Raw genomic sequence first — 20,373 nt, forward strand, 5'->3', positions numbered from 1 at the left:
TCATCGGCCCCGGGGGCGCGTGGCCCCGGGGCGTGGTCAGTTGCCGGGCCCGACCGGCGTGCGCTGGGCCACGAGCCGTGTGACGGAGACGGTCTCCGCGCCGCGGACGACCGCCTCGACGGGCGCCGGGCGGCTGAGGAACAGCAGCAGGCTCGCGGTGGCGCCGTAGGCGCCCACGTTGGGGACGGTGACGAGGTCCCCCGGGGCCGGGTCGGGCAGTTCGACGTCCCGGCCGAGGATGTCGCCGGGGGTGCACAGCGGGCCCACCAGGGTGGCGGTGCGCGTCGCGCGGCCGGGCTCCTCGTCGAGCCGTACGGCCAGCGGCAGCAGCCGGCCGAGGCCGGCCATGCCGCCGAGGGTGTTGACGCCGCCGTCGGCGACGGCGAAGGTCCTCCCGCGGCTCTCCTTGACGTTGGTGACGCCGACGACCAGCTCGCCGCAGTCGCCGACCAGGTAGCGGCCGGACTCGCAGGCGAGGTGGATCTCCCCCGTCCGCCACCGCGGCAGGTGGGTGTCGAGGGCGTCCTCCAGTGCCGCCCGCAGCCTGCCGTAGACGGGCCGTTCGCCGGGGACGGCGTAGGGGGCGGCGAATCCGCCGCCGAGGTCCAGGACGCGCAGCGGCAGCCCGAGTTCGGTGTGCAGGGCGGCGGCCGTGGCGATGCTCTGCCGGAACTCCCGGATGAGGCCGTCCTCGTCGCGGGCGTTGCTCAGCGGGAAGAAGTGCAGGCCCACCAGGCGGGTGCCGGGGACGGCGGAGAGCTCGGCGGCCTGCTCCGCCAGGGTCTCGCGGTCGATGCCGAACTGCGAGGGCGCGCCGGTCATGCGGAGGCTGGTGGCACCCGCGGAGGAGGTGTCGTTGACGCGCAGCAGGCAGTCGGCGGTCACGCCGTGCTCGCGGGCGACGGCGCCGACGCGGCGCAGGTCGCCCAGGGACTCGACGGAGAAGGTGCGCACGCCCGCGGCGACGGCGTGGGTGATCTCGCCGTCGGTCTTGCCGGGGCCGCCGTAGAGGATCTCGGCGGCGGGGAAGCCGGCGGTGAGGGCGGAGTCGAGTTCGCCCTCGGAGCACACCTCGGCGCGGCACGGTCCGTCGGGTATCTCCCGCAGGGCGCGGGCGAGTTCGGGGTGCGGGTTGGCCTTGAAGGAGTAGTAGAGGGTGAAGCTCTCGGGCAGCGCGGCGCGCAGGTCCCGCCGGGCGGCGACGACGCGGTCGAGGTCGTAGACGTACAGCGGGGTGCCGTAGCGGCGGGCGAGGTCGGCGGCCGTGGGGCGCTGTGCGGGGGTGCCGGTCATCGGGGGTCCTCCTCGACGAGGGCGGCCAGCCGGTCCTTGGCGGTCTTGCCGTTGGGGGTGAGCGGGAAGGCGTCGAGGACGCGGCAGACGGAGGGCACCTTGGCGGCCTCCAGGCGCTTGGCCAGCTCCCGCAGGACGACGCCGGGGGCCAGGTCGGTGACGACGCACAGCACCAGGTCGCGGTCCTCGGTGGGCTGGAGCGCGGCGGCGTTGCGGACGCCGGGGATGTCGGTGGCGGCGGCCTCGATCTCGATGGTGCTCATCCGGATGCCCTTGCGCTTGAACATGTCGTCGCGCCGGCCGTCGAAGTAGAGGTAGCCGTCCTCGTCGAGGTGCCCGAAGTCCCGGGTGTGCAGGCGCGTTTCGCCCGTCCGGGGGTCGGGTCGGAAGGTGCGGGCGGTCAGCTCGGGGGCGCGCCAGTAGCCGGCCATGACGTGCGGGCCGACGGGCACGATCTCGCCGGTGCGGCCGGGCGGCAGTTCGGTGCCGTCCTCGTCGAGGATGAGCACGCGGGTGCCGGGCAGGGGCAGGCCGACGGAGCCGGGCCGCTCCCGGTCCTGGTCGGGGGGCATGATGCTGACGCGCTTGCACTCGGTGATGCCGTACATGCGGGCCACCTTGGCGCCGGGGAACACCGTGCGGAGCGCGTCGATGGTGGCCTGGGGCAGGGCGGCGCCGGTGTTGGTGATGAGGCGCACGGCGCTGGGGCCCGGGTCGCGTTCGCCGAGGACGACGAGGAGCTGGGCGAGGGCGGGCACGACGGGCAGGACGGTGGTGCCGCTCTCGCGGATGCGTTCCAGGAGGGTGTACTCGGGCTCGGAGCCGGAGAGGACGAGTTCGGCGCGGGCGTCGGCGCTCAGCAGGAGCTGGAAGAGCCCGTAGTCGAACGGCAGGGGCAGGCGGACGTAGAAGACGTCGTCGGCGGTGTGGCCGAGCATGTCGCCGATGCCGCGCACGGCGAAGGAGATCTGCGCGTGCGGGCAGGCGACGGCCTTGGGGGCGGCGGTGGAGCCGGAGGTGTAGATGAGGACGGCCAGGGCGTCGCCGGTGACGGCGGCGGGCTCGCGCGCCGGCTCCGGCAGCCGGGCCTCCACCTTCTCCCACACCTCGCGCAGCCCGTGCACGGGGGCGTCGGTGAGTGCCGCCATCGCGGCGGTCTGCCGGTCGTCGACGATCACCACGGCCGGTTCGCTGTCGGCGAGGACCGGGCCCAGGTGGTAGTCCTTCATGCCCGGGTTGATGGGGACGAAGACGGCGCCGCGGCGCGAGGTGCCGTACAGCATGGCCGCCGTTTCGCGCAGGTTGGGCAGCCGCACCAGGACCCGGTCGCCGGGGCCGACGCCCTGGTCGGCGAGCCAGCCCTCGAAGGCGCGGCTGAGGCCGTCGAGTTCGGCGTAGGTCCAGGCGCCGCGCGCGTCGCGGACCGCCGGGGAGCCCGGTGCCGCGGCGGCGGCCTCGTCCAGGAAGCCGTGCACCGGCTTTTCCAACGTCACTGTCCTGTCTCCGATCGTTACCTGCGACGGGCGCTGCCCGTACGGGAGTTCAGCGCGCGGCCGGCCGCCGGCCCACCAGGGCCTCGGCGCGGGCCGTGAGACCGGTCCGGTCGGTCTTGCGGTTGGCGTTGAGGGGGAGCGCCGGCAGGTGCTCGTAGTGCTTGGGCAGGGTGCCCGGCGGGAGGGTCTGCCGGAGCTGCCGGGCGAACTGGGCCGGCGGCCGGGCCTCGCCGGTGTAGAAGACGACGAGTTCGAGGGCGTCGCCGTCGCGGGTGGCGACGGTGACGGCGTCCTCCACCCCGGCGCAGCCGCGCACGGCGTGGTCGATCTCGGCGAGTTCGACGCGGATGCCCTGCACCTGGACCTGGTGGTCGATGCGGCCCAGGTAGGTGAGTTCACCGTCGGGGGCGCGCCGCACCCAGTCCCCGGTGCGGTACCAGATGCGGCCGGCGTGCCGGGGGAAGCGGCCGGCGTCGTCGGCCCGGTGGAGGTATCCGGTGGTGGACTGGGGCCCGCTGACCCACAGTTCGCCCTCGGCGGCGTCCGGGGCGGCCGGTGTGCCGTCCTCGCCGGCCAGCAGCCAGTCGTGGCCGTCGTGCACCCGGCCGATGGGGACCGCGCCGTGCACGCAGGCGCCGGGCGAGGTCGCGGGGTCCCAGCGGTGGGCGGTGATGGTGATGGTCAGCTCGGTGGGGCCGTAGAGGTTCTCGACGGTGGCGGCGGGGGCGGCCCGCTGCCAGTCGGCGGCGTCCTCGGCCTTGAGGGCCTCGCCGGCGAACAGGCTCCAGCGCAGCGTCGGCAGGGCGCCGGGCGTGAGCCCGCCCGTGCGGCGGACCAGCCGGATGGCGCTGGGGGTGGAGAACCAGACCGTCACCCGCTGCGCGGCGAGGAAGTCCGGCAGGGCGAACAGCGCCCCGGGCTCCACGGCCACCAGCGTTCCCCCCGAGCCCCACGCGGTGAACAGGTCGAACATCGCGCAGTCGAAGGTGAGGTCGAAGGTCTGGGAGAAGACGTCGTCGGGTGTGAAGTCGTAGCGCTTCTCGACCTGTTGGAAGTAGAAGGCGCAGGAACTATGGCTGACCGGCACGCCCTTGGGCCGGCCGGTGGAGCCGGAGGTGAACAGGATGTACGCGGTGTCGCCCGGCTCGACGGCGCGGGGGGCGTCCAGGGCCTGGTCCGGGCGGAGTTCGACGGTGCCGGCGCCGGGGACCTCGGGCACCAGCACCGGCAGGGTGCTGTCCGGGCCGAGCAGTCCGGGCAGCAGCGGTGCCGCGTCGGCGGCGGCGACCAGGGCCGTCACCCCGGCGGCCCGCAGCGCCTGCCGGGTGCGGGCCTCGGGGAAGCCGGGGTGCAGGGGCACCACGGCGGAGCCGGTGTAGAGCGCGGCGAGCGTCGCGGTGTAGGCGCCGACGGTCTTGTTGCCCAGGACGCCGATGACGCCGGGGCGTCCACCGCCCGCCTCGAGCAGCGCCCCGGCCCAGGCCAGTGCGGTGCGGTGCAGCTCCCGGTAGCCGACGGAACGGCCGTCGGCGCGCAGCGCCTCGCCGTCGCCGGCCAGCGCGAGGCCGCGCAGAAATCGTCCGTGCAGCCCGTACGCCGCGCCGTCGGTCATCTCGTCCATCGTTCCGCTCGTGCGTTTCCTCGTTCGGCCGGGCCGGTCAGCCCCGGGCGGCGTCGGCCAGGCCGGACAGGGTCTTCCAGAGGATGGCGGGCGTCTCGAAGTTCTCGACGGTCAGCGCCCCGTCGCGGAAGCTCACCTCGTAGGCGGCCTCCAGGGCGCCCACCAGGTCGACGATGCCCAGGGAGTCCAGTCCGTGGTCGCGCAGGTTCAGGTCGGCGACGAGGTCCTCGTCGGGCGTCAGGAACGGCAGGCGGCCGCGCAGGATCTCCTCGAATCGCTGGTCCCACATGGTGTCCACAACCCCTCGGTTTCGTAACGGTGTCGGCGTGCCGGTTCTCGGCGTGCCGGTCTTCGGATGTCGGACGCGCCGCCGTGCGGCGGGCCTCCGGCGGCGGGGCGGGGCCCCGGCGCGGTCAGGCCGGCAGCGGCGCGGGAGGCCTGGGCCGCATCGCGGCGCGCGGGTCGGCGGCCAGGACGTCGAAGGTGTTGACGGTGCAGCCGACGCGGCCGAAGAGGCCGTCGGGCCCGGCGACGCAGACCCGGCCCACGCCCAGGCCGCGCAGCGTGCGCACCACGTCGGGCCAGCGCACGGGCCGGACGATGCCGTCGAGCAGCAGCGTGCGCATGCCCTCGGCCGATTCGACGACGGTCCCGTCCTGGTCGGCGACGACCGGCAGCCGGGGGTCGGCGAAGCGGTAGCGCGGCAGGATCTCCTCCTCGACGGAGCGCCGGAGCGGGCCGAAGGCGGCCGAGTGCATGGGCGGCCGCATGGTGTACAGGGGCAGTCCGCCGAGGGACCGCAACCGGGCCTGGAAGGCGTCGAGTTCGGCCTCGCGCAGCGACACCATGAAGAAGTCGTGGTCCAAGTGGCAGGAGATGTCGTACCAGGCACCCCGGTCGTCCATCTCGGCCAGCACGGGCCGGAGTTGTTCCCCGGGCACGCGGACGAAGGACAGGGTCACCACGTCCCGGTGCTCACGGGCGAAGTAGCCGGCCTCGTGGCGGGCCAGGCGCGCGGTGAGGTCGACGACGTCCGCGAAGGGCAGGGCGCCGCTGAAGGCCGTGACGGCCTTCTGCCCGAAACTCGGCCCGGCGCAGGCGACGGGTTCCACTCCGTGCCTTTCCCGTGCCCATTCGGCGAGTGCCAGACAGTTCACCAGGAAGACCACCTGGGCGGCTTCCGTGTAATCCTCCCCGGATTCCCGGTAGCGGTCGGCGAGGGAATATCCGAGGACTTCCTCGGCGGCCTTCCGCAGCCGCCGGGCGTGCGGATTGGTGAGGAGGAAGCGGCTGACGTCGGCGTATTTCACCGGCCCCATTCCAGGAAAGACCATCGCCCATTCCCGGGGGGCGTCCTCTGCCGCCCGGGGGCGGGCGGCCGTCTCGGGTGCCATTCAGCTGATCACGTCGTAGCGCCAGCAGTCCTCGGCCACGGGCACCGGCTTCTCGAAGGTCTCCAGCGGCCGGCGCGGGTCGAAGGAACCGCTGTGCCGGTGGGCGAGGAGGGTGCCGTCGTGCCGCAGGGTCAGCAGGTCGGGGCGGCCGTCGAGGTCGATGTCGGTGCTGGCGATGATGCGGTACTCGTTCCAGCCCCGGGCCACGGTGTACCAGGTGCCCTCGCCGGCGCCCTCGGCGGTGGCGAAGTCGTGGTCGTCGGCGAAGACGAAGACGTCCAGGTCGCCGTTGCTGCGCAGGACCACCAGGTCGAGCTTGCCGTTGCCGGTGACGTCGGCCATGGCGAGGGGGAAGTCGTCCACGTCGACGGTGGTCAGCCGGCGGGGGGTCTTGTCCCAGGTGTCGTTGGGCAGGACCTGGCCGACGTGGCGGAACCAGTCGACGTGGCCGGCGTCCTTCTCGCGGCTGACGGTGTCGTCGCAGCCGGTGCCGCTGACGTCGGCGGCGGCGAGGGTCTCCCACTCCTTGTCGTCCCGCTTGCCGGAGATCCGCAGCGGCTCGCCCAGGGTCTCCAGGCCGTTGAGGCCGTTGTTGCGGAGCAGGTAGAGGCCGTGCTCGCCGTGCTCGCCCTCGCCCGGGTTGATCTCGGCGATGCTGAACGCCAGGAGGTCGGCGCGGCCGTTGCCGCTGTCCAGCGGGCGCAGGAAGAAGAACCGGGGCCAGCCGAGGTTCTCGGCGATCTTCACCGGGGGCAGGAAGGTGTTCAGCCCGTCGAACGCACCGCTGTGCTGCCGGATGAACACGTCGCCGGACTCCTGGTCCCGCAGGAGCAGATCCGGCCTTCCGTTTCCGGTCCAGGAACGGCAGTTGCCGTTCCCCATGTTTGCCGCCATTTCCTCCACACTCCCCTGTGTGCGCGGCGTCGTTCGCGCCGCACCGCCGTACTCCGGATCCCGGCCGTTCGCGGCGGCGTCCACCACGGCGCCGCCGGTCACCCTCCGGGAATCCATCGCCAAGTGTTGTGCCGGTCAGGGCTCGAACAAACCCCTAAGCGCCCCCTATTCGGAGGCCGGGGATTCCCCGTCCGCCCCTCGGGGGGCCAGGTCCCGCAGCCGGCGGGCGAACGCCGCGGGCCGCGGGTTGTCGAACAGGTCGGTGAGCTTCAGCTTGACGCCGAAGGCGCCCTCCAGCTTCATCACCAGGGTGGCGCCGAGCAGCGAATGCCCGCCCGCGGCGAAGAAGTTGGTGTCCTCGGTCACGTCCTCGCGGCCCAGCGCCTCGCGCCACAGGCCGGTCAGCCGGGCGACGACCGGGTCGCCGGAGACGTCGGCCCCGGCGGTGTCCGCGGCGGCCGCGGAGCGGCGCCGCGCCACCTCGCGGGTCAGCGCCGGGTAGTCCACCTTGTCGTTGCCGGTCGTCGGGAAGGCGTCCACGACGGCGTACTCCTGCGGCACGGCGGACGGCGGCAGGGCGCCGCGGGCGTGCGCCCACAGCTCGTCCACCGCCTCCGGCCGCTCCGAGGCCACCACGAAGGCGGCGAGCAGCGGCTCCCCCGCCGGGTCCTCGGCGACGACGACGGCCGCGGCGCGGACGTCCGGGTGCTCCAGCAGGACGGCCTCCACCTCGCCGAGTTCGATGCGGTTGCCGCGCAGCTTGATCTGCCGGTCGAGGCGGCCCAGGATCTCCAGCGTCCCCTCCGGGAGCCAGCGGGCCAGGTCGCCCGTGCGGTAGTGGCGCCCGTGCACTGGGTGGGTGCCGAAGCGCTCGGCGGTCAGTTCGGGCCGGCCGTGGTAGCCGGCCGCCACGCCGGCGCCGGCGATGCACAGCTCGCCGCGCACGCCGGGCGGCAGGTCGCGCCCGTCGGGGCCGGCCACGAAGACGCGGGTGTTGGCGATCGGGGTGCCGACCCCGGCCCGCCCGCCGTCGCCCGGGCCGACCCGCCCGGCGGTGGACCAGACCGTCGTCTCGGTCGGCCCGTACACGTTGCGCAACTCACAGCCGGTCGCGGCCAGTTGGGCGGCGAGGGCGCCGGGCAGGGGTTCCCCACCGCTGAGCACCCGCAGCCCGGCCAGCCGGCCGGCGACCTCGGGCAGGACGAGCCGCCAGGTGGTGGGCGTGGCCTGGACGACGGTGACGCGGTGCCGCTCCAGCAGGTCCCGCAGCACCGCCCCGCCGGTGCGCGCCTCGTCCGGGGCGACGGCCAGCCGGCCGCCGGTGACCAGCGGCAGCCAGAGTTCCAGGGCGGAGATGTCGAAGCTGAACGTCGTCAGCCACAGGGTGGTGTCGTCCGGGCCCGCCGCCAGCTCGTCCGCGAAGTGCGCCACGAGGTTGGCGAGCGCCCCGTGGCCGACGAGGGTGCCCTTGGGGCGCCCGGTGGAGCCCGAGGTGTAGATCAGGTAGGCGAGGTCGCCCGGCCCGGCCAGGGCCGCCACGGCCGCCGGGTCGGGCAGCGCCCCGGAGCCGGCCCCGGCCGCCACCCCGGGCATCTCCAGCACCTTGCGGCCCTCGCCGGGGACGGTGACGCCGGGCCCGGCGAGCACCACCTTGGCGTCGGAGTCGGTCAGTTGGTAGGCGATCCGCTGCTCGGGGTGGTCGGGGTCGACGGGCAGGTAGGCCGCTCCGGCGAGCCACACGCCGAGCACCGCCGCCGCGGTTTCGGCCCCGCGCCGGCCCGCCAGGGCCACCACGTCGCCGGGGCCGACGCCCGCCTCGGCCAGCAGTGCCCGGCCGGCCTCGGCGGCCGCCCACAACTCCCGCCGGGTCACGCGCCGTTCGCCGTCCTCGACGGCCACCGCGTCCGGGTCCTCCGCCACCGCGCGGGCCACGGCGGCGGCCACGGTGGGCCACGGCACCGCCCGCTCGGTGGCGTTGGCGGCGGCGACGGCCCGCCGGTCCCGCTCGCACCAGACCGGGACGCCGCCCACCGGGCGGTCCGGGTCCGCCCCCAGGGTCAGGAGCAGCTCCTCGTAGCGGCCCACCATCAGCTCCACGTCGGCCCGTTCGAAGACCTCGGTGCAGTAGGCGGCCCGTACGGTCAGCGCGTCCGGGTGGGCGGTGACGAAGAACTCCAGGTCGAACTTGCTCGACCCGTTCTCCACGGTGAGCTGGACGGCGGGCTGCCCGTCGAGCGTGAATTCGGCCGGGGCGGCCAGCGGGGCGTAGTTGAACACGTGCCGGAACAGCAGGTTGCGCCAGGCCGCGTCCGGCCGCTCGACGGTGCCCAGGAGTTCGTCCACGGGGTACCCGGCGTGCGTCATGCCGCCGAGGAACACCTTGCGGGCCCGCGCGACCAGGTCCCGGAAGCTCTCCGCCGCGTCGACGGCCAGCCGCAGCGTCAGCACGTTGATGTGGTAGCCGAGCGCGCCCTGTGCGCCCCGGTCGCGCAGGCTCACCGGCGAGCCGACGGTGAGGTCCGGGCCCGCGCCGTGCGCGGCCAGCAGCAGGTAGTAGGCGGCCAGCAGCACCACGGCCTCGGGCGCCCGCAGGTCGCGCGCCAGCCGGGCCACGGTCTCCTTGACGCCGGGCGCCAGCCGGACGGTGACCTCGTCACCGTCCAGCGTGGTGACGGCGCCGCCCTGCCGCTCGTTCGCCAGCCCCAGCGCGTCGGCCCGGAACCCGGCCAGTTGCCCACGCCAGTAGGCCGCGGCCGCCTCCCCCGGCTCCGGCTCCCGCCAGGCGGGCACCTCGTCCCGCAGGGCCGCCGGGGCCCGGTTGCCGGAGACGAACGCCTCGTACAGGGCGGTGAATTCACCGAGGAACAGCTGTGCCGACATCCCGTCGAAGACGGAGTGGTGCACGGCCACGCACAGCACGTCGCCGTCCGCGTGGGCCAGCAGCCGGGCCCGCACCAGCAGGGAACCGTCCTGGCGGAAGGGTTCCGCGATGAACGGCCGCAGCTCCTCGGCGACGGAACCGCCGCGCGGGCCCGTCTCCTCCAGTACCAGACCCGCCCGGCCCGGCTCCAGCGTCCGGGCCCACAGGGCGCCGCCGTCGGCGTCGAAGACGGTCCGCAGCACGGCGTGCCGGGCGAGCAGGTGGTCCAGTGCCTCCTGGACGGCTGCCGGCTCCAGTTCGCCGTCCACCTGGAAGACGACCGACAGGTTGTTGACCCCGGTTCCGGGGACGAACTTCTCGAGGAGCCACAGGGCCTCCTCCTTGCGGGTGGCGGGGCGCCGCATGGCTCTTCCTTCCTGGTTCTGCTGTGGAGCTGGTTCCGCTGGGGAGCTGTGCTAGGGCCGCAGCAGCTCGCGCACGGTCTCCGCGACGGCGTCCGAGCGGAGCAGCTGGGCGTGCTCGGTGTCGAAGCGGATCTCCCGGGCGACCAGCGGGGAGTCCTCGCCGGCCGGGGAGCGGTGCGGGTTGAGGCCGCTGCGGGGGCTGGACGAGCTGATGGCGGTGGCCCGCCGCCAGGTGTCGCTCACGTCCAGCCGGGCGGCGACGGACAGGTAGGAGATGAACGAGGAGAACAGCCCGATCATCTCCTCGGTGCGCTCGGCGTCGAGGCCCAGGCGGCCGAAGGCGTCCACGGCGACGGAGCGGAAGACCCGGTGGAGTCCGGCCGCGTAGCCGCCGACGTCCTCGCCGTGCTCCTGCATCAGCGCCAGGGAGGTGTCGCGGACGCGGGTGACCTCCTCGGCGGACAGCACGGTCGTGAGGTTGCCGAGGAGCTTCTCGAACTGCCAGTACAGGGTGGGGACGGTGGCCTGCTCGGGGTCGAACAGCACGAGCACCGGGGGCCGTTCCTGCCGCCGCGCGGCCTCGTCGGCGAGGGCCGCCGCGTACACGCCGCCGACGCAGAAGCCCAGCACGCCGCGGACGACGAGGCCGCTGTCGGCCAGTTCGGCGCCCCACTGCTTGATGTAGTCGGCGCCGCTGACGCCCTCCTCGGGGGAGACGACGGGCGGAACGGTCTGCCAGAAGGAGCGGGTGTCGCCCAACAGCGGCGCCAGGTCGGTGAACTGCGCCTCGGGGCGGCCGGTGGCCGGGAAGTCGGCGGCGATCACCACCTCATCGCTGTCGGCGACGGTGACGATGTTCCACGAGGTGGGTTTTGCCATGGGTCGTTTCTCCCGGGAAGGCGCACTGGACGGAATGACCGGCTTGTGGAGGCTAAGGCCGGTGGTGGGGGCGGGGAACCCCTAGGGGGCCGCGCGGGCCCCCTAGGCTGCCCTTACGCGGCGTCGAGGCCGGCGAGGAAGCCGCGCATGACGGCGTCGAACCGCTCCGGCTCCTCGACGTGCGGCATGTGGCTGGACTCCTCGAAGACCTCCCAGACGACGTCCGGGATGTGGTCGAAGAACGGCTGCACACAGCGGACGGTGGCCTCGTCGTGCCGCCCGGAGATCAGCAGGGTGGGCACGTCCACGTCCGGCAGCCGGTCGATCACCGAGTGGTCCTTGAGGCTGCCGACGACGTGGAACTCGCTGGGCCCGTTCATGGTGTGGTAGACGGTCGGGTCGTTGTAGATCTCCATGAACGACGCGGCGACCTCGCGCGGCCACGGGTCCAGCCGGCACACGTGCCGGCCGTAGAACTCCAGGGTGGCCTGCCAGTACTCGGCGCTGTCGGTGGTGCCGGCCGTCTCGTGCCGGCGCAGCGTCTCCTGCACCTCCGCGGGCAGGGCGGCCCGCAGGACCTCCATCTCCTCCAGCCACAGGGGGTAGGAGGCCGGGGAGTTGGCCAGGACCAGGCCGCGCAGTCCGGCGGGGCGCCGGGCGGCGTGCTCGGCGGCGAGCACCCCGCCCCAGGACTGGCCGAAGAGGATGTAGTCGTCGGCGATGCCCAGGTGGTCCAGCAGGTTGTCGAGCTCGTCGAGGAACAGCCCGACGGTCCAGAAGTCGGCGCCGCGGCCGGGCAGGTGGGTGGATCCGCCGTTGCCGAGCTGGTCGTAGTGGACGACGGGCCGCCCGTCCCGGGCGAGTTCGGCCATGCGCAGCAGGTAGTCGTGGGTGCTGCCGGGGCCGCCGTGCACGAGGACGAGCGGGGTCCGGCCGGACGTCAGGTCGCCGGTGACCCGGTACCAGGTCCGGTGGGCACCGAACGGCGCGTGCCCCTTGGTGGTGGGTGCGATGGACACAGGTGGTTCAACTTTCTTCGGGAAAGGTCTGTTGCGGGAGGCGGGTGCCGGTCAGGCCGCGGTGCCGGGGCCGGAGATCTCCCGGAGGTGCTCCACGAGCGCCGCCGGGCTCGGGTGCTCGTACATCACGTCGGCGGCCGGCGTGGTGCCGAAGACGGCGCCGAGCCGGTTGCCCAGTTCCACGGCGGACAGGGAGGACATCCCCATGTCGAAGAACTGGCTGCCGGCCTCCACCTCGTCGGCGGAGGCGTGCCCGAGGGCGACGGCCGTCTCGGTGCGGACGATGTCGAGGGCGGCGGCCGTCCAGGCGTCGCCGGCCAGCCCGGCGAGCCGCCGGCGGGCGGCCTCCAGCCGCTCCTCGTCGGCACCGCCGGCCGCCTCGTCCCCGTCCGGGGAGGGGATGTCGGCCCGCTCGCGGCGCCGCCAGGCGGCGAGCAGCGGCAGCACCTCGGCCAGGGAGTCCTGACCGGACGTGCTGTCCACCTCCAGGGCCTTGGCGAGGGCGGCGAGGTCGCCGGTGTCGACGGCCTCCCAGAAGCCCGCCTCGGCGGACGTACGGCTCCCCGCGCCGGGCACGGCGGCGGCCCGCTCCGGGGCGTCCGGCCAGTAACGGCGGCGCTGGAACGCGTAGGTGGGCAGATCGACGCGCCCGTCACCGGCGGGCCCGTGGAACGCGGCCCAGTCGACGCGCACGCCCCGGTTGTGGAGCCGGGCGAGCGCGGTCACCAGGGCGTGCCCCTCGGCCCGGTCCCGGCGCAGGGCCGGCACGAACACCGCGTCGCGGGCGGTCTCCTGGCCCATGGCCGACAGGACGGCGTCCGGCCCGAGTTCGAGGAACGTGCGGACGCCGTCGGCCTCCAGCGTGCGGACGGTGTCGGCGAAGCGGACGGCGTCGCGGACGTGGCCCACCCAGTAATCGGGGGATGTCACATCACCGTGCACGACGACCGGGATCGCCGGGGCGGAGAAGGTGAGGCCGGAGACGACCTGACGGAAGTCCTCCAGCATCGGGTCCATCAACGGCGAGTGGAACGCGTGCGACACCCGCAGACGCTTCGTCTTCACACCGTCCGCCGCCAGGGCCTCGGCGATCTCCAGGACGGCCGACTCGGCACCCGAAACCACCACGGACGCAGGCCCGTTGACGGCCGCGATACCGACCTCGTCCTCCCGCCCGGCCAGGAGCGGGAGGACCGTCTCCTCCGACGCCTGGGCGGAGACCATCGCACCGCCCGCAGGCAGCGTCTGCATCAGACGGCCACGCGCCGCCACCAGACGGGAGGCATCCGCCAGCGACAGAACCCCCGCCACGTGCGCGGCGGTTACCTCACCGATGGAGTGCCCGGCGAGGAAGTCGGGCCGCACGCCCCAGGACTCGACCAGCCGGTAGAGCGCGACCTCCACGGCGAACAGCGCGGCCTGCGTGAACCCCGTACGGTCCAGCGCCTCCCCGTCCCCGTCCACGACCTCCCGCAACGGCCGGTCCAGATGCCGGTCCAGCTCGGCGCACACCGCGTCGAACGCCTCGGCGTAAGCGGGGTACCGGCCGTACAGCTCGCTCCCCATGCCGACGCGCTGGGCGCCCTGCCCGGTGAACAGGAACGCCAGCGCCCCCCGGGCCGCTTCGTCCTGGACGACGTGGGCGGCCGGGGCCCCGGAGGCGACGGCCGCCAGGCCGGCGAGGAGTTCGTCGCGGTCCCGTCCCACGACGGCGACGCGGTGCTTGAGCGCGGCGCGGGTGGTCGCCAACGCGCGGGCGACGGCGGCGGGTTCGGCCTCGGGGCGCGCGTCGAGGTGGGCGCGCAGCCGCTCGGCCTGGGCCCGCAGGCCGCGGCGGCCGCTCGACGACAGCAGCCACGGCACGTCGCCGACGGCCGCGGGGGCGGGGACGGTGGGCTCGACGGTGTCCGGCGCCTGCTCCAGGATGGTGTGGGCGTTGGTGCCGCTGATGCCGAAGGACGACACGGCGGCCCGCCGGGGACGTCCGGTCTCCGGCCAGGTGCGGGCCTCGGTCAGCAGCCGTACGTCGCCCTCGGTCCAGTCGACGTGCGGCGTCGGCTCGTCCACGTGGAGGGTCCGGGGAAGGACGCCCTCGCGCATCGCCATGACCATCTTGATGACGCCCGCGACACCGGCGGCGGCCTGCGTGTGACCGATGTTCGACTTGATCGAGCCGAGCCACAACGGCCGGCCCTCCGGCCGCTCCTGGCCATACGTGGCCAGCAGGGCCTGCGCCTCGATGGGGTCGCCCAGCGTCGTGCCCGTGCCGTGCGCCTCGACCGCGTCCACCTGGTCGGCGGAGAGCCGGGCCCCGGCCAGCGCCTCGCGGATCAGGCGCTGCTGCGCCGGGCCGTTGGGGGCGGTCATGCCGTTGCTGGCGCCGTCCTGGTTGACGGCGGAGCCGCGGACCAGGGCGAGGACGGGGTGGCCGTTCCTCCGCGCGTCCGAGAGCCGTTCGACGAGGAGCACACCGACCCCCTCGCTCCAGCCGGTACCGTCGGCCGCGGCCGCGAAGGACTTGCAGCGCCCGTCGGGGGCCAGCCCGCTCTGCCGCCCGAAGTCGAGGAACGCTCCGGGCGTGGCCAGCACCGTCACACCGCCGGCCAGCGCCATCGTGCAGTCGCCGTTGCGCAGCGCCTGGACGGCGAGGTGCAGGGCGACCAGCGAGGAGGAACAGGCGGTGTCCACGGTGACGGCGGGGCCTTCGAGGCCGAAGTGGTACGAGACGCGCCCGGAGAGGACGCCGCCGGAGGTGCCCGTGCCGATGAAGCCGCCGACGTCCGCCTGCGTCCCGGTGAGGTGCGAGACGTAGTCGTGGTACATCAGCCCGCCGAACACGCCCGTGCGGCTGCCGCGCACCGCGTGCGGGTCGATGCCGGCCCGCTCGAACGCCTCCCAGGCGGCCTCCAGGAAGAGCCGCTGCTGCGGGTCCATGGCGAGCGCCTCGCGCGGCGAGATGCCGAAGTGGCCGGCGTCGAACTGGGCCGCCTCGTAGAGGAATCCGCCCTTCTTCGTGTAGCCGTCGCCCATGGCGTGCAGCTCGGCCAGCGGCCAGTTGCGGTCCTCGGGGAAGGCGGAGACGGCGTCGCCGTTCTCGGTGACGAGCCGCCACAGGTCCTCGGGGGAGCTCACGCCGCCGGGGTAGCGGCAGGCCATGGCGACGATCGCGATCGGCTCGTCGGCCGGTGCCGCCGACGTGACGCGCGCGGGCCGCGCCGTGCCCGTACCCGTGAGCCGGCCGTCCAGGTGGGCGGCGACGGCGGTCGGGCTGGGGTGGTCGAAGACCAGGGTCGCGGGCAGCCGCAGGCCGGTCGCGGCGGCCAGCCGGTTGCGGAACTCGACGGCCGTCAGCGAGTCGAAGCCGATCTCGCCGAAGGCGCGGTCCGGTTCGACGGCGGCCGGGCCGCTGTGCCCGAGGACGGCGGCGACCTGGGTGCGCACCAGATCCAGCAGGATCCGGCCGCGCTCCTCCACGGAGGCGTCCGCCAGGCTCTGTTCGAGGAGCGACGCCGAGGCGGCCCCGGTACCGGCCCGGCGGCGGACGGGCGTCCGTACGAGGCCGCGCAGCAGCACCGGCAGCGTCCCGGCGTCGGCGGCGGCCCGGTGACCGGCCAGGTCGAGCTTGGCGGGGACGAGCAGGGCGTCACCGTCCGCGAGGGCGGCGTCCATCAGCGCGAGGCCCTCCGCCGAGCCCAGGCCGCTCAGCCCGGACCGGTTCATGCGCTCCACGTCGGCCTCGTCCAGCCGCCCCGTGAGCCCGCTGCGCTCCTCCCACATGCCCCAGGCGAGGGAGACGCCGGGCAGGCCCAGCGCGCGGCGGTGCCGCACGAGGGCGTCCGCGTAGGCGTTGGCGGCCGCGTAGTTGGCCTGTCCGGCGGGGCCGAAGACCCCGGCGGCAGAGGAGAACAGCACGAACGCCGAGAGGTCCAGCCCGAGTTCACCGGTGACCTCGTGCAGCACGCGCGCCGCCTCGGCCTTGGGCCGCAGGACGGTGTCGAGCCGCTCGGGGGTGAGGGATGCGACGACGCCGTCGTCGAGGACACCGGCCGTGTGGACGACGCCCGTGACGGGGTGGCGGCGCAGCAGCTCGCCGACCGCCTCCCGGTCGGCGGCGTCACAGGCCACGAGGGTCACTTCGGCACCCAACTCCTCAAGCCCGGCGCGAAGTTCGGCCGCGCCCGGCGCGTCGGCGCCGCGGCGGCTGGTGAGCAGCAGCCGGCGGACACCGTGCTCGGCGACCAGGTGCCGGGCGACGAGACCGCCGAGGGTGCCGGTGGCACCGGTGATCAGCACGGGACCTGCGCCCCAGACGGCGGCCGGCTCCTCGGAGCGGGCCACCCGGTCCAGCCGGGGCACGCGCACCTCACCGTCGCGCAGCGCCAGTTGGGGCTCGCCGGACGCCAGGGCCGCGCCCAGGGCGTCGTACGAGGCGGCCGTGGCGTCCACGTCCAGCAGGACGAACCGGCCGGGGTGCTCCGACTGCGCCGAACGCACCAGGCCCCACAGGGCGGCCTGCGCCGGATCGGTCAGCTCGGCGTCCTCGTCCACGGCGACGGCGCCACGCGTCACGACGACCAGCCGGGACGACGCGAACCGCTCCTCGGCCGGCCACGTCCGCACCAGGTCCAGGCCCCGGTGCGCCGTGTCGCGCAGCCCGGCGCCGGACTCGGGGAAGACGAGCACGTCCTCGCCGGCGGACGCGAGGGCGCCGAGGCCGCCGTCCCGCACGTCGAGCAGCGCCCGGAGGCCGTCGGGGACGTCCCCGAGGGCCACGGGGCGGGCGGCCGCCCCGGCGGGCGGGGGGGCGACGGGGACGGCGGGCCAGGTGACGCGGAACAGCGCGTCGTGGTGCACCGTACGGGCCGCGGTGAGGGCGTCGGCGGAGGTCCGCCGCAGGGTCAGCGCCTCGGCGGAGGCGACGACGGCGCCCGTGGGGTCGGCGACGGTCACGGCGACGGCGTCGCCGCCGGCGGGCGTGAGGCGCACCCGCAGCGCGGTCGCGCCCGAGGCCCGCAGGGCCACGCCCTCCCACGCGAACGGCAGCCAGGGCCCGTCACCGGCACCCTGCCGGGTGCCGGGCAGGACGATCCCGAGGGTGAGCGGGTGCAGGGCGGAGTCCAGCAGCGCCGGGTGCAGTCCGAACCCGGCCGCGTCCACGCCGTCGGGCAGGGCGACCTCCGCGAACACCTCGTCGCCGCGCCGCCAGGCCCGGTTCAGCCCCCGGAAGGCGGGCCCGTAGGTCATGCCGGCGGCGGCGAGCCCGTCGTAGAAGGAGTCCAGGGCGATCGGGTCGGCACCGGCGGGCGGCCACGTACCGTCCTCGAAGGCGGCGTTGGGCGCGGCGGGCGCCAGGACGCCGGTGGCGTGCCGGAGCCACGGCTCGTCGGCGGGGGCGTCCTCGGCACGGGAGTGCACGGTGAACGTACGGTTCCCGGCGGCGTCGGGAGCGCCGGTCGCCACCTGGAGGTGGACTCCGCCGCGTTCGGGCAGGACGAGGGGCGCTTCGAGGGTCAGTTCCTCGACCAGGCCGCAGCCGACCTCGTCACCCGCCCGGACGGCGAGCTCGACGAACGCCGTACCCGGGACGAGGACAGCGCCCGCCACCTGGTGGTCCACCAGCCAGGCATGAGTGGCCCGGGAAAGACGACCCGTCAGGAGCACACCCTCACCGTCGGCCAGCGTCACGGCCGCGCCCAGCAGCGGGTGACCGGTGGAGCCCAGGCCCGCCGAGGTCACATCACCGGTCCCGGAGACGGTCTTGGGCCAGAAACGCTCCCGCTGGAAGGCGTACGTCGGCAGATCCACCCGCCGGGCGGTACCGAACACCGCGTTCCAGTCGAGGTCGACACCGCGGACGTGGGCCTCGGCGAGGGAGGTCAGGAAGCGCTCGACACCACCCTCGTCGCGCCGCAGCGTGCCCAGCACCACCGCGTCCGTCCCCTCCAGCGTCTCCTGCACCGGGACGGTCAGCACGGGGTGAGCGCTCACCTCGATGAAGGCACCGAAGCCTTCCTGCGCCAAGGTGCGTATGGAGTCGGCGAGTTCGACGGTCTGACGGAGGTTGCGGTACCAGTAATCGGCGTCCGTGACCGGGCCGGTGAGCCACTCCCCCGTCACCGTCGAGAAGAACGGCACCTCAGGAGCAAGAGGCGTCACCGGGGCCAGGACGTCCAGGATCGTCTCGCGGATCTCCTCCACGGCGGCCGAGTGCGACGCGTAGTCCACCGGAATGCGACGGGCGCGGACCGCTTCGGCTTCGCAGTGGGCCATCAGCTCATCCAGGGCAGCGACCTCACCCGAAACCACCACGGACGTCGGGCCGTTGACCGCGGCCACCGACACCCGACCGTCCCACCGGCCGATCAGCTCACGCACCTCCGCCACCGGCAGCGGGACGGACACCATCCCACCCTTGCCCGCCAGCGCCCCGATCGCCCGCGACCGCAACGCCACCACCCGCGCACCGTCTTCAAGCGACAACGCACCCGACACCACCGCAGCCGCGATCTCACCCTGCGAGTGCCCGACCACCGCCGACGGCCGCACCCCGTACGAACGCCACACCTCCGCCAACGACACCATCACAGCCCACAACACCGGCTGCACCACATCCACCCGCTCCAGCCCCGGCGCACCCTCCGCGCCCCGCAGCACTGCGGTCAACGACCAGTCCACATGCGGTGCCAACGCCCGCTCGCACGCGGCGATCCGCTCCGCGAACGCCGGGTTCTCGTCCAGCAGCCCCACGGCCATGCCGGCCCACTGCGACCCCTGCCCCGGGAACACGAACGCCACCTGGCCCACGTCACCCGACGCGACACCCTCGACCAGACCCGGAGCAGGACGCCCCTCGGCCAGCGCCCTCACACCCTCAAGGAGCCGCCCACGGTCGGCACCGACCACCACGGCGCGGTGATCGAGCGCCCCGCGCGTCGTGGCGAGCGAGAAGCCGGTGTCGGCCAGGCCGAGCGACGGCCGGGCCTCCACGAACTCCACCAGCCGCGCCGCCTGCGCCCGCAACGCCCGCGCACCACGCGCCGACAGCACCCACGGCACCACACCACCCGTCGCCGGCTCCCCGACACCGACGGCGGGCTCCTCGGCCGGCGCCTCCTCCAGGATGAGGTGGGCGTTCGTACCGCTGATGCCGAAGGACGAGACGCCGGCCCGGCGCGGCTCGCCGCCCGCCGGCCACTCCCGCGCCTCCGTCAACAGCTCGACGGCGCCCGCCGACCAGTCGACGTGCGAGGTGGGGGCGTCGACGTGGAGGGTCTGCGGGAGGACGCCCGCGCGCATCGCCATGACCATCTTGATGACGCCGGCGACACCGGCGGCGGCCTGGGCGTGGCCGATGTTGGACTTCAACGAGCCCAGCCACAGCGGCCGGCCGGCGGGCCGGTCCTGGCCGTAGGTGGCGATCAGGGCCTGGGCCTCGATGGGGTCGCCGAGCTTGGTGGCGGTGCCGTGCGCCTCGACGGCGTCGACGTGTTCGGCGGAGAGCCGGGCGTTGGCGAGGGCCTGGCGGATGACGCGCTGCTGGGACGGGCCGTTGGGGGCGGTCAGGCCGTTGCTCGCACCGTCCTGGTTGATCGCCGAGCCACGGACCACGGCCAGCACCCGGTGCCCGTTCCTCCGCGCGTCCGACAGCCGCTCCACCAGCAGCACGCCGACGCCCTCGGCGAAGCCGGTGCCGTCCGCGGCCTCGGCGAAGGCCCGGCAGCGGCCGTCGGGGGCGAGGCCGCGCAGCTTGCCGAAGTCCATGAACTGGCCGGGGGTGGAGACGACGGTGACGCCGCCGGCGAGGGCCATCGTGCAGTCGCCGTTGCGCAGCGCCTGGACGGCGAGGTGCAGGGCGACCAGCGACGACGAGCAGGCGGTGTCGACGGTGACGGCCGGGCCCTCCAGGCCCAGCACGTACGACACGCGGCCCGAGACGACGCTGCCGCCGACGCCGGTCATCAGGTAGCCCTTGGCGGCCTCGGGGGCGCGCTGGATGACGGTGACGTAGTCGGAGCTGTTGGCGCCCATGAAGACGCCGGTGCGGCTGCCGCGGAGGGCGGCGGGGTCGATGCCGGCGTGCTCCAGGGCGTGCCAGGACGTTTCCAGCACCAGGCGCTGCTGCGGGTCCATGGCGAGGGCCTCGCGGGGCGAGATGCCGAAGAACCCGGCGTCGAACTCGGTGGCGTCGTGGACGAATCCGCCGTTGCGGACGTACGCGGCGCCGCCGCCGGAGCCGACGTCGTACATCTTCTCCAGGTCCCAGCCGCGGTCGGTGGGCAGTCCGGAGATGCCGTCGGTGCCGGTGGCGACGAGGTCCCACAGCTCCTCGGGGGAGGTGATGCCGCCGGGGTAGCGGCAGGCCATGCCGACGATCGCGATCGGCTCGCGGCCGCGGTCCTCGACCTCGCGCAGCCGCTGCCGGGTCTGGTGCAGGTCGCCGGCCACCTTCTTGAGGTAGTCGACCAGTTTCTCTTCGTTGGTGGTGGTCATGTTCC

Annotated in this window: 9 protein-coding genes and 1 pseudogene; all 10 read right to left on the reverse strand. The window is 74.6% G+C overall.

What is annotated here, in order from left to right:
• Positions 1-36 precede the first annotated feature (36 nt).
• Complete coding sequence (locus AC230_RS19220; protein WP_049717530.1) at positions 37-1,293, reverse strand: type III PLP-dependent enzyme domain-containing protein; 1,257 nt, start codon at positions 1,291-1,293, stop codon at positions 37-39.
• A complete protein-coding gene (locus tag AC230_RS19225) occupies positions 1,290-2,786 on the reverse strand; it encodes an AMP-binding protein (RefSeq protein ID WP_241833285.1) in 1,497 nt (498 codons plus the stop codon). The genes AC230_RS19220 and AC230_RS19225 overlap by 4 nt, the downstream gene beginning before the upstream one ends.
• Positions 2,787-2,835: 49 nt before the next feature.
• On the reverse strand, positions 2,836-4,407 hold the full coding sequence (locus tag AC230_RS19230) for an AMP-binding protein (RefSeq protein ID WP_049717531.1): 1,572 nt from the start codon (positions 4,405-4,407) through the stop codon (positions 2,836-2,838).
• Positions 4,408-4,444: 37 nt separating this feature from the next.
• Entirely contained in the window at positions 4,445-4,696 is a 252-nt protein-coding gene (locus AC230_RS19235) for an acyl carrier protein (protein WP_049717573.1), read from the reverse strand.
• Positions 4,697-4,820: 124 nt separating this feature from the next.
• The gene (locus tag AC230_RS19240) at positions 4,821-5,726 is read right to left on the reverse strand and encodes an ACP S-malonyltransferase (RefSeq protein ID WP_241833288.1); all 906 of its coding nucleotides are present in this window, start codon (positions 5,724-5,726) and stop codon (positions 4,821-4,823) included.
• A gap of 75 nt (positions 5,727-5,801) precedes the next feature.
• Positions 5,802-6,683 (reverse strand): VCBS repeat-containing protein, encoded by an 882-nt coding sequence (locus tag AC230_RS19245; RefSeq protein ID WP_049717533.1) that lies wholly within the window; start codon positions 6,681-6,683, stop codon positions 5,802-5,804.
• 177 nt (positions 6,684-6,860) lie between these two features.
• Positions 6,861-9,980: a non-ribosomal peptide synthetase gene (locus tag AC230_RS19250; protein WP_049717534.1), complete on the reverse strand. Its 3,120-nt coding sequence runs from the start codon at positions 9,978-9,980 to the stop codon at positions 6,861-6,863.
• A gap of 51 nt (positions 9,981-10,031) precedes the next feature.
• Positions 10,032-10,859 carry a hypothetical protein gene (locus AC230_RS19255; RefSeq protein ID WP_049717535.1) on the reverse strand — a complete coding sequence of 276 codons (828 nt, stop codon included), beginning with the start codon at positions 10,857-10,859 and terminating at the stop codon, positions 10,032-10,034.
• 113 nt (positions 10,860-10,972) lie between these two features.
• A complete protein-coding gene (locus AC230_RS19260) occupies positions 10,973-11,878 on the reverse strand; it encodes a proline iminopeptidase-family hydrolase (RefSeq protein WP_049717536.1) in 906 nt (301 codons plus the stop codon).
• A gap of 96 nt (positions 11,879-11,974) precedes the next feature.
• Positions 11,975-20,326, reverse strand: a pseudogene (locus tag AC230_RS33820) (type I polyketide synthase); the annotation flags it as partial.
• Positions 20,327-20,373 lie beyond the last annotated feature (47 nt).

The sequence above is a fragment of the Streptomyces caatingaensis genome, assembly GCF_001187435.1.
Classification (GTDB): Bacteria; Actinomycetota; Actinomycetes; order Streptomycetales; family Streptomycetaceae; genus Streptomyces; species Streptomyces caatingaensis.

Excerpts from the sequence above, each read along its gene's own strand:
- AC230_RS19250 (WP_049717534.1), bottom strand. The coding sequence starts at position 9,980 with ATGCGGCGCCCCGCCACCCGCAAGGAGGAGGCCCTGTGGCTCCTCGAG.
- AC230_RS19255 (WP_049717535.1), bottom strand. The coding sequence starts at position 10,859 with ATGGCAAAACCCACCTCGTGGAACATCGTCACCGTCGCCGACAGCGAT.
- AC230_RS19245 (WP_049717533.1), bottom strand. The coding sequence starts at position 6,683 with ATGGGGAACGGCAACTGCCGTTCCTGGACCGGAAACGGAAGGCCGGAT.
- AC230_RS19240 (WP_241833288.1), bottom strand. The coding sequence starts at position 5,726 with ATGGGGCCGGTGAAATACGCCGACGTCAGCCGCTTCCTCCTCACCAAT.
- AC230_RS19220 (WP_049717530.1), bottom strand. The coding sequence starts at position 1,293 with ATGACCGGCACCCCCGCACAGCGCCCCACGGCCGCCGACCTCGCCCGC.
- AC230_RS19235 (WP_049717573.1), bottom strand. The coding sequence starts at position 4,696 with ATGTGGGACCAGCGATTCGAGGAGATCCTGCGCGGCCGCCTGCCGTTC.
- AC230_RS19230 (WP_049717531.1), bottom strand. The coding sequence starts at position 4,407 with ATGGACGAGATGACCGACGGCGCGGCGTACGGGCTGCACGGACGATTT.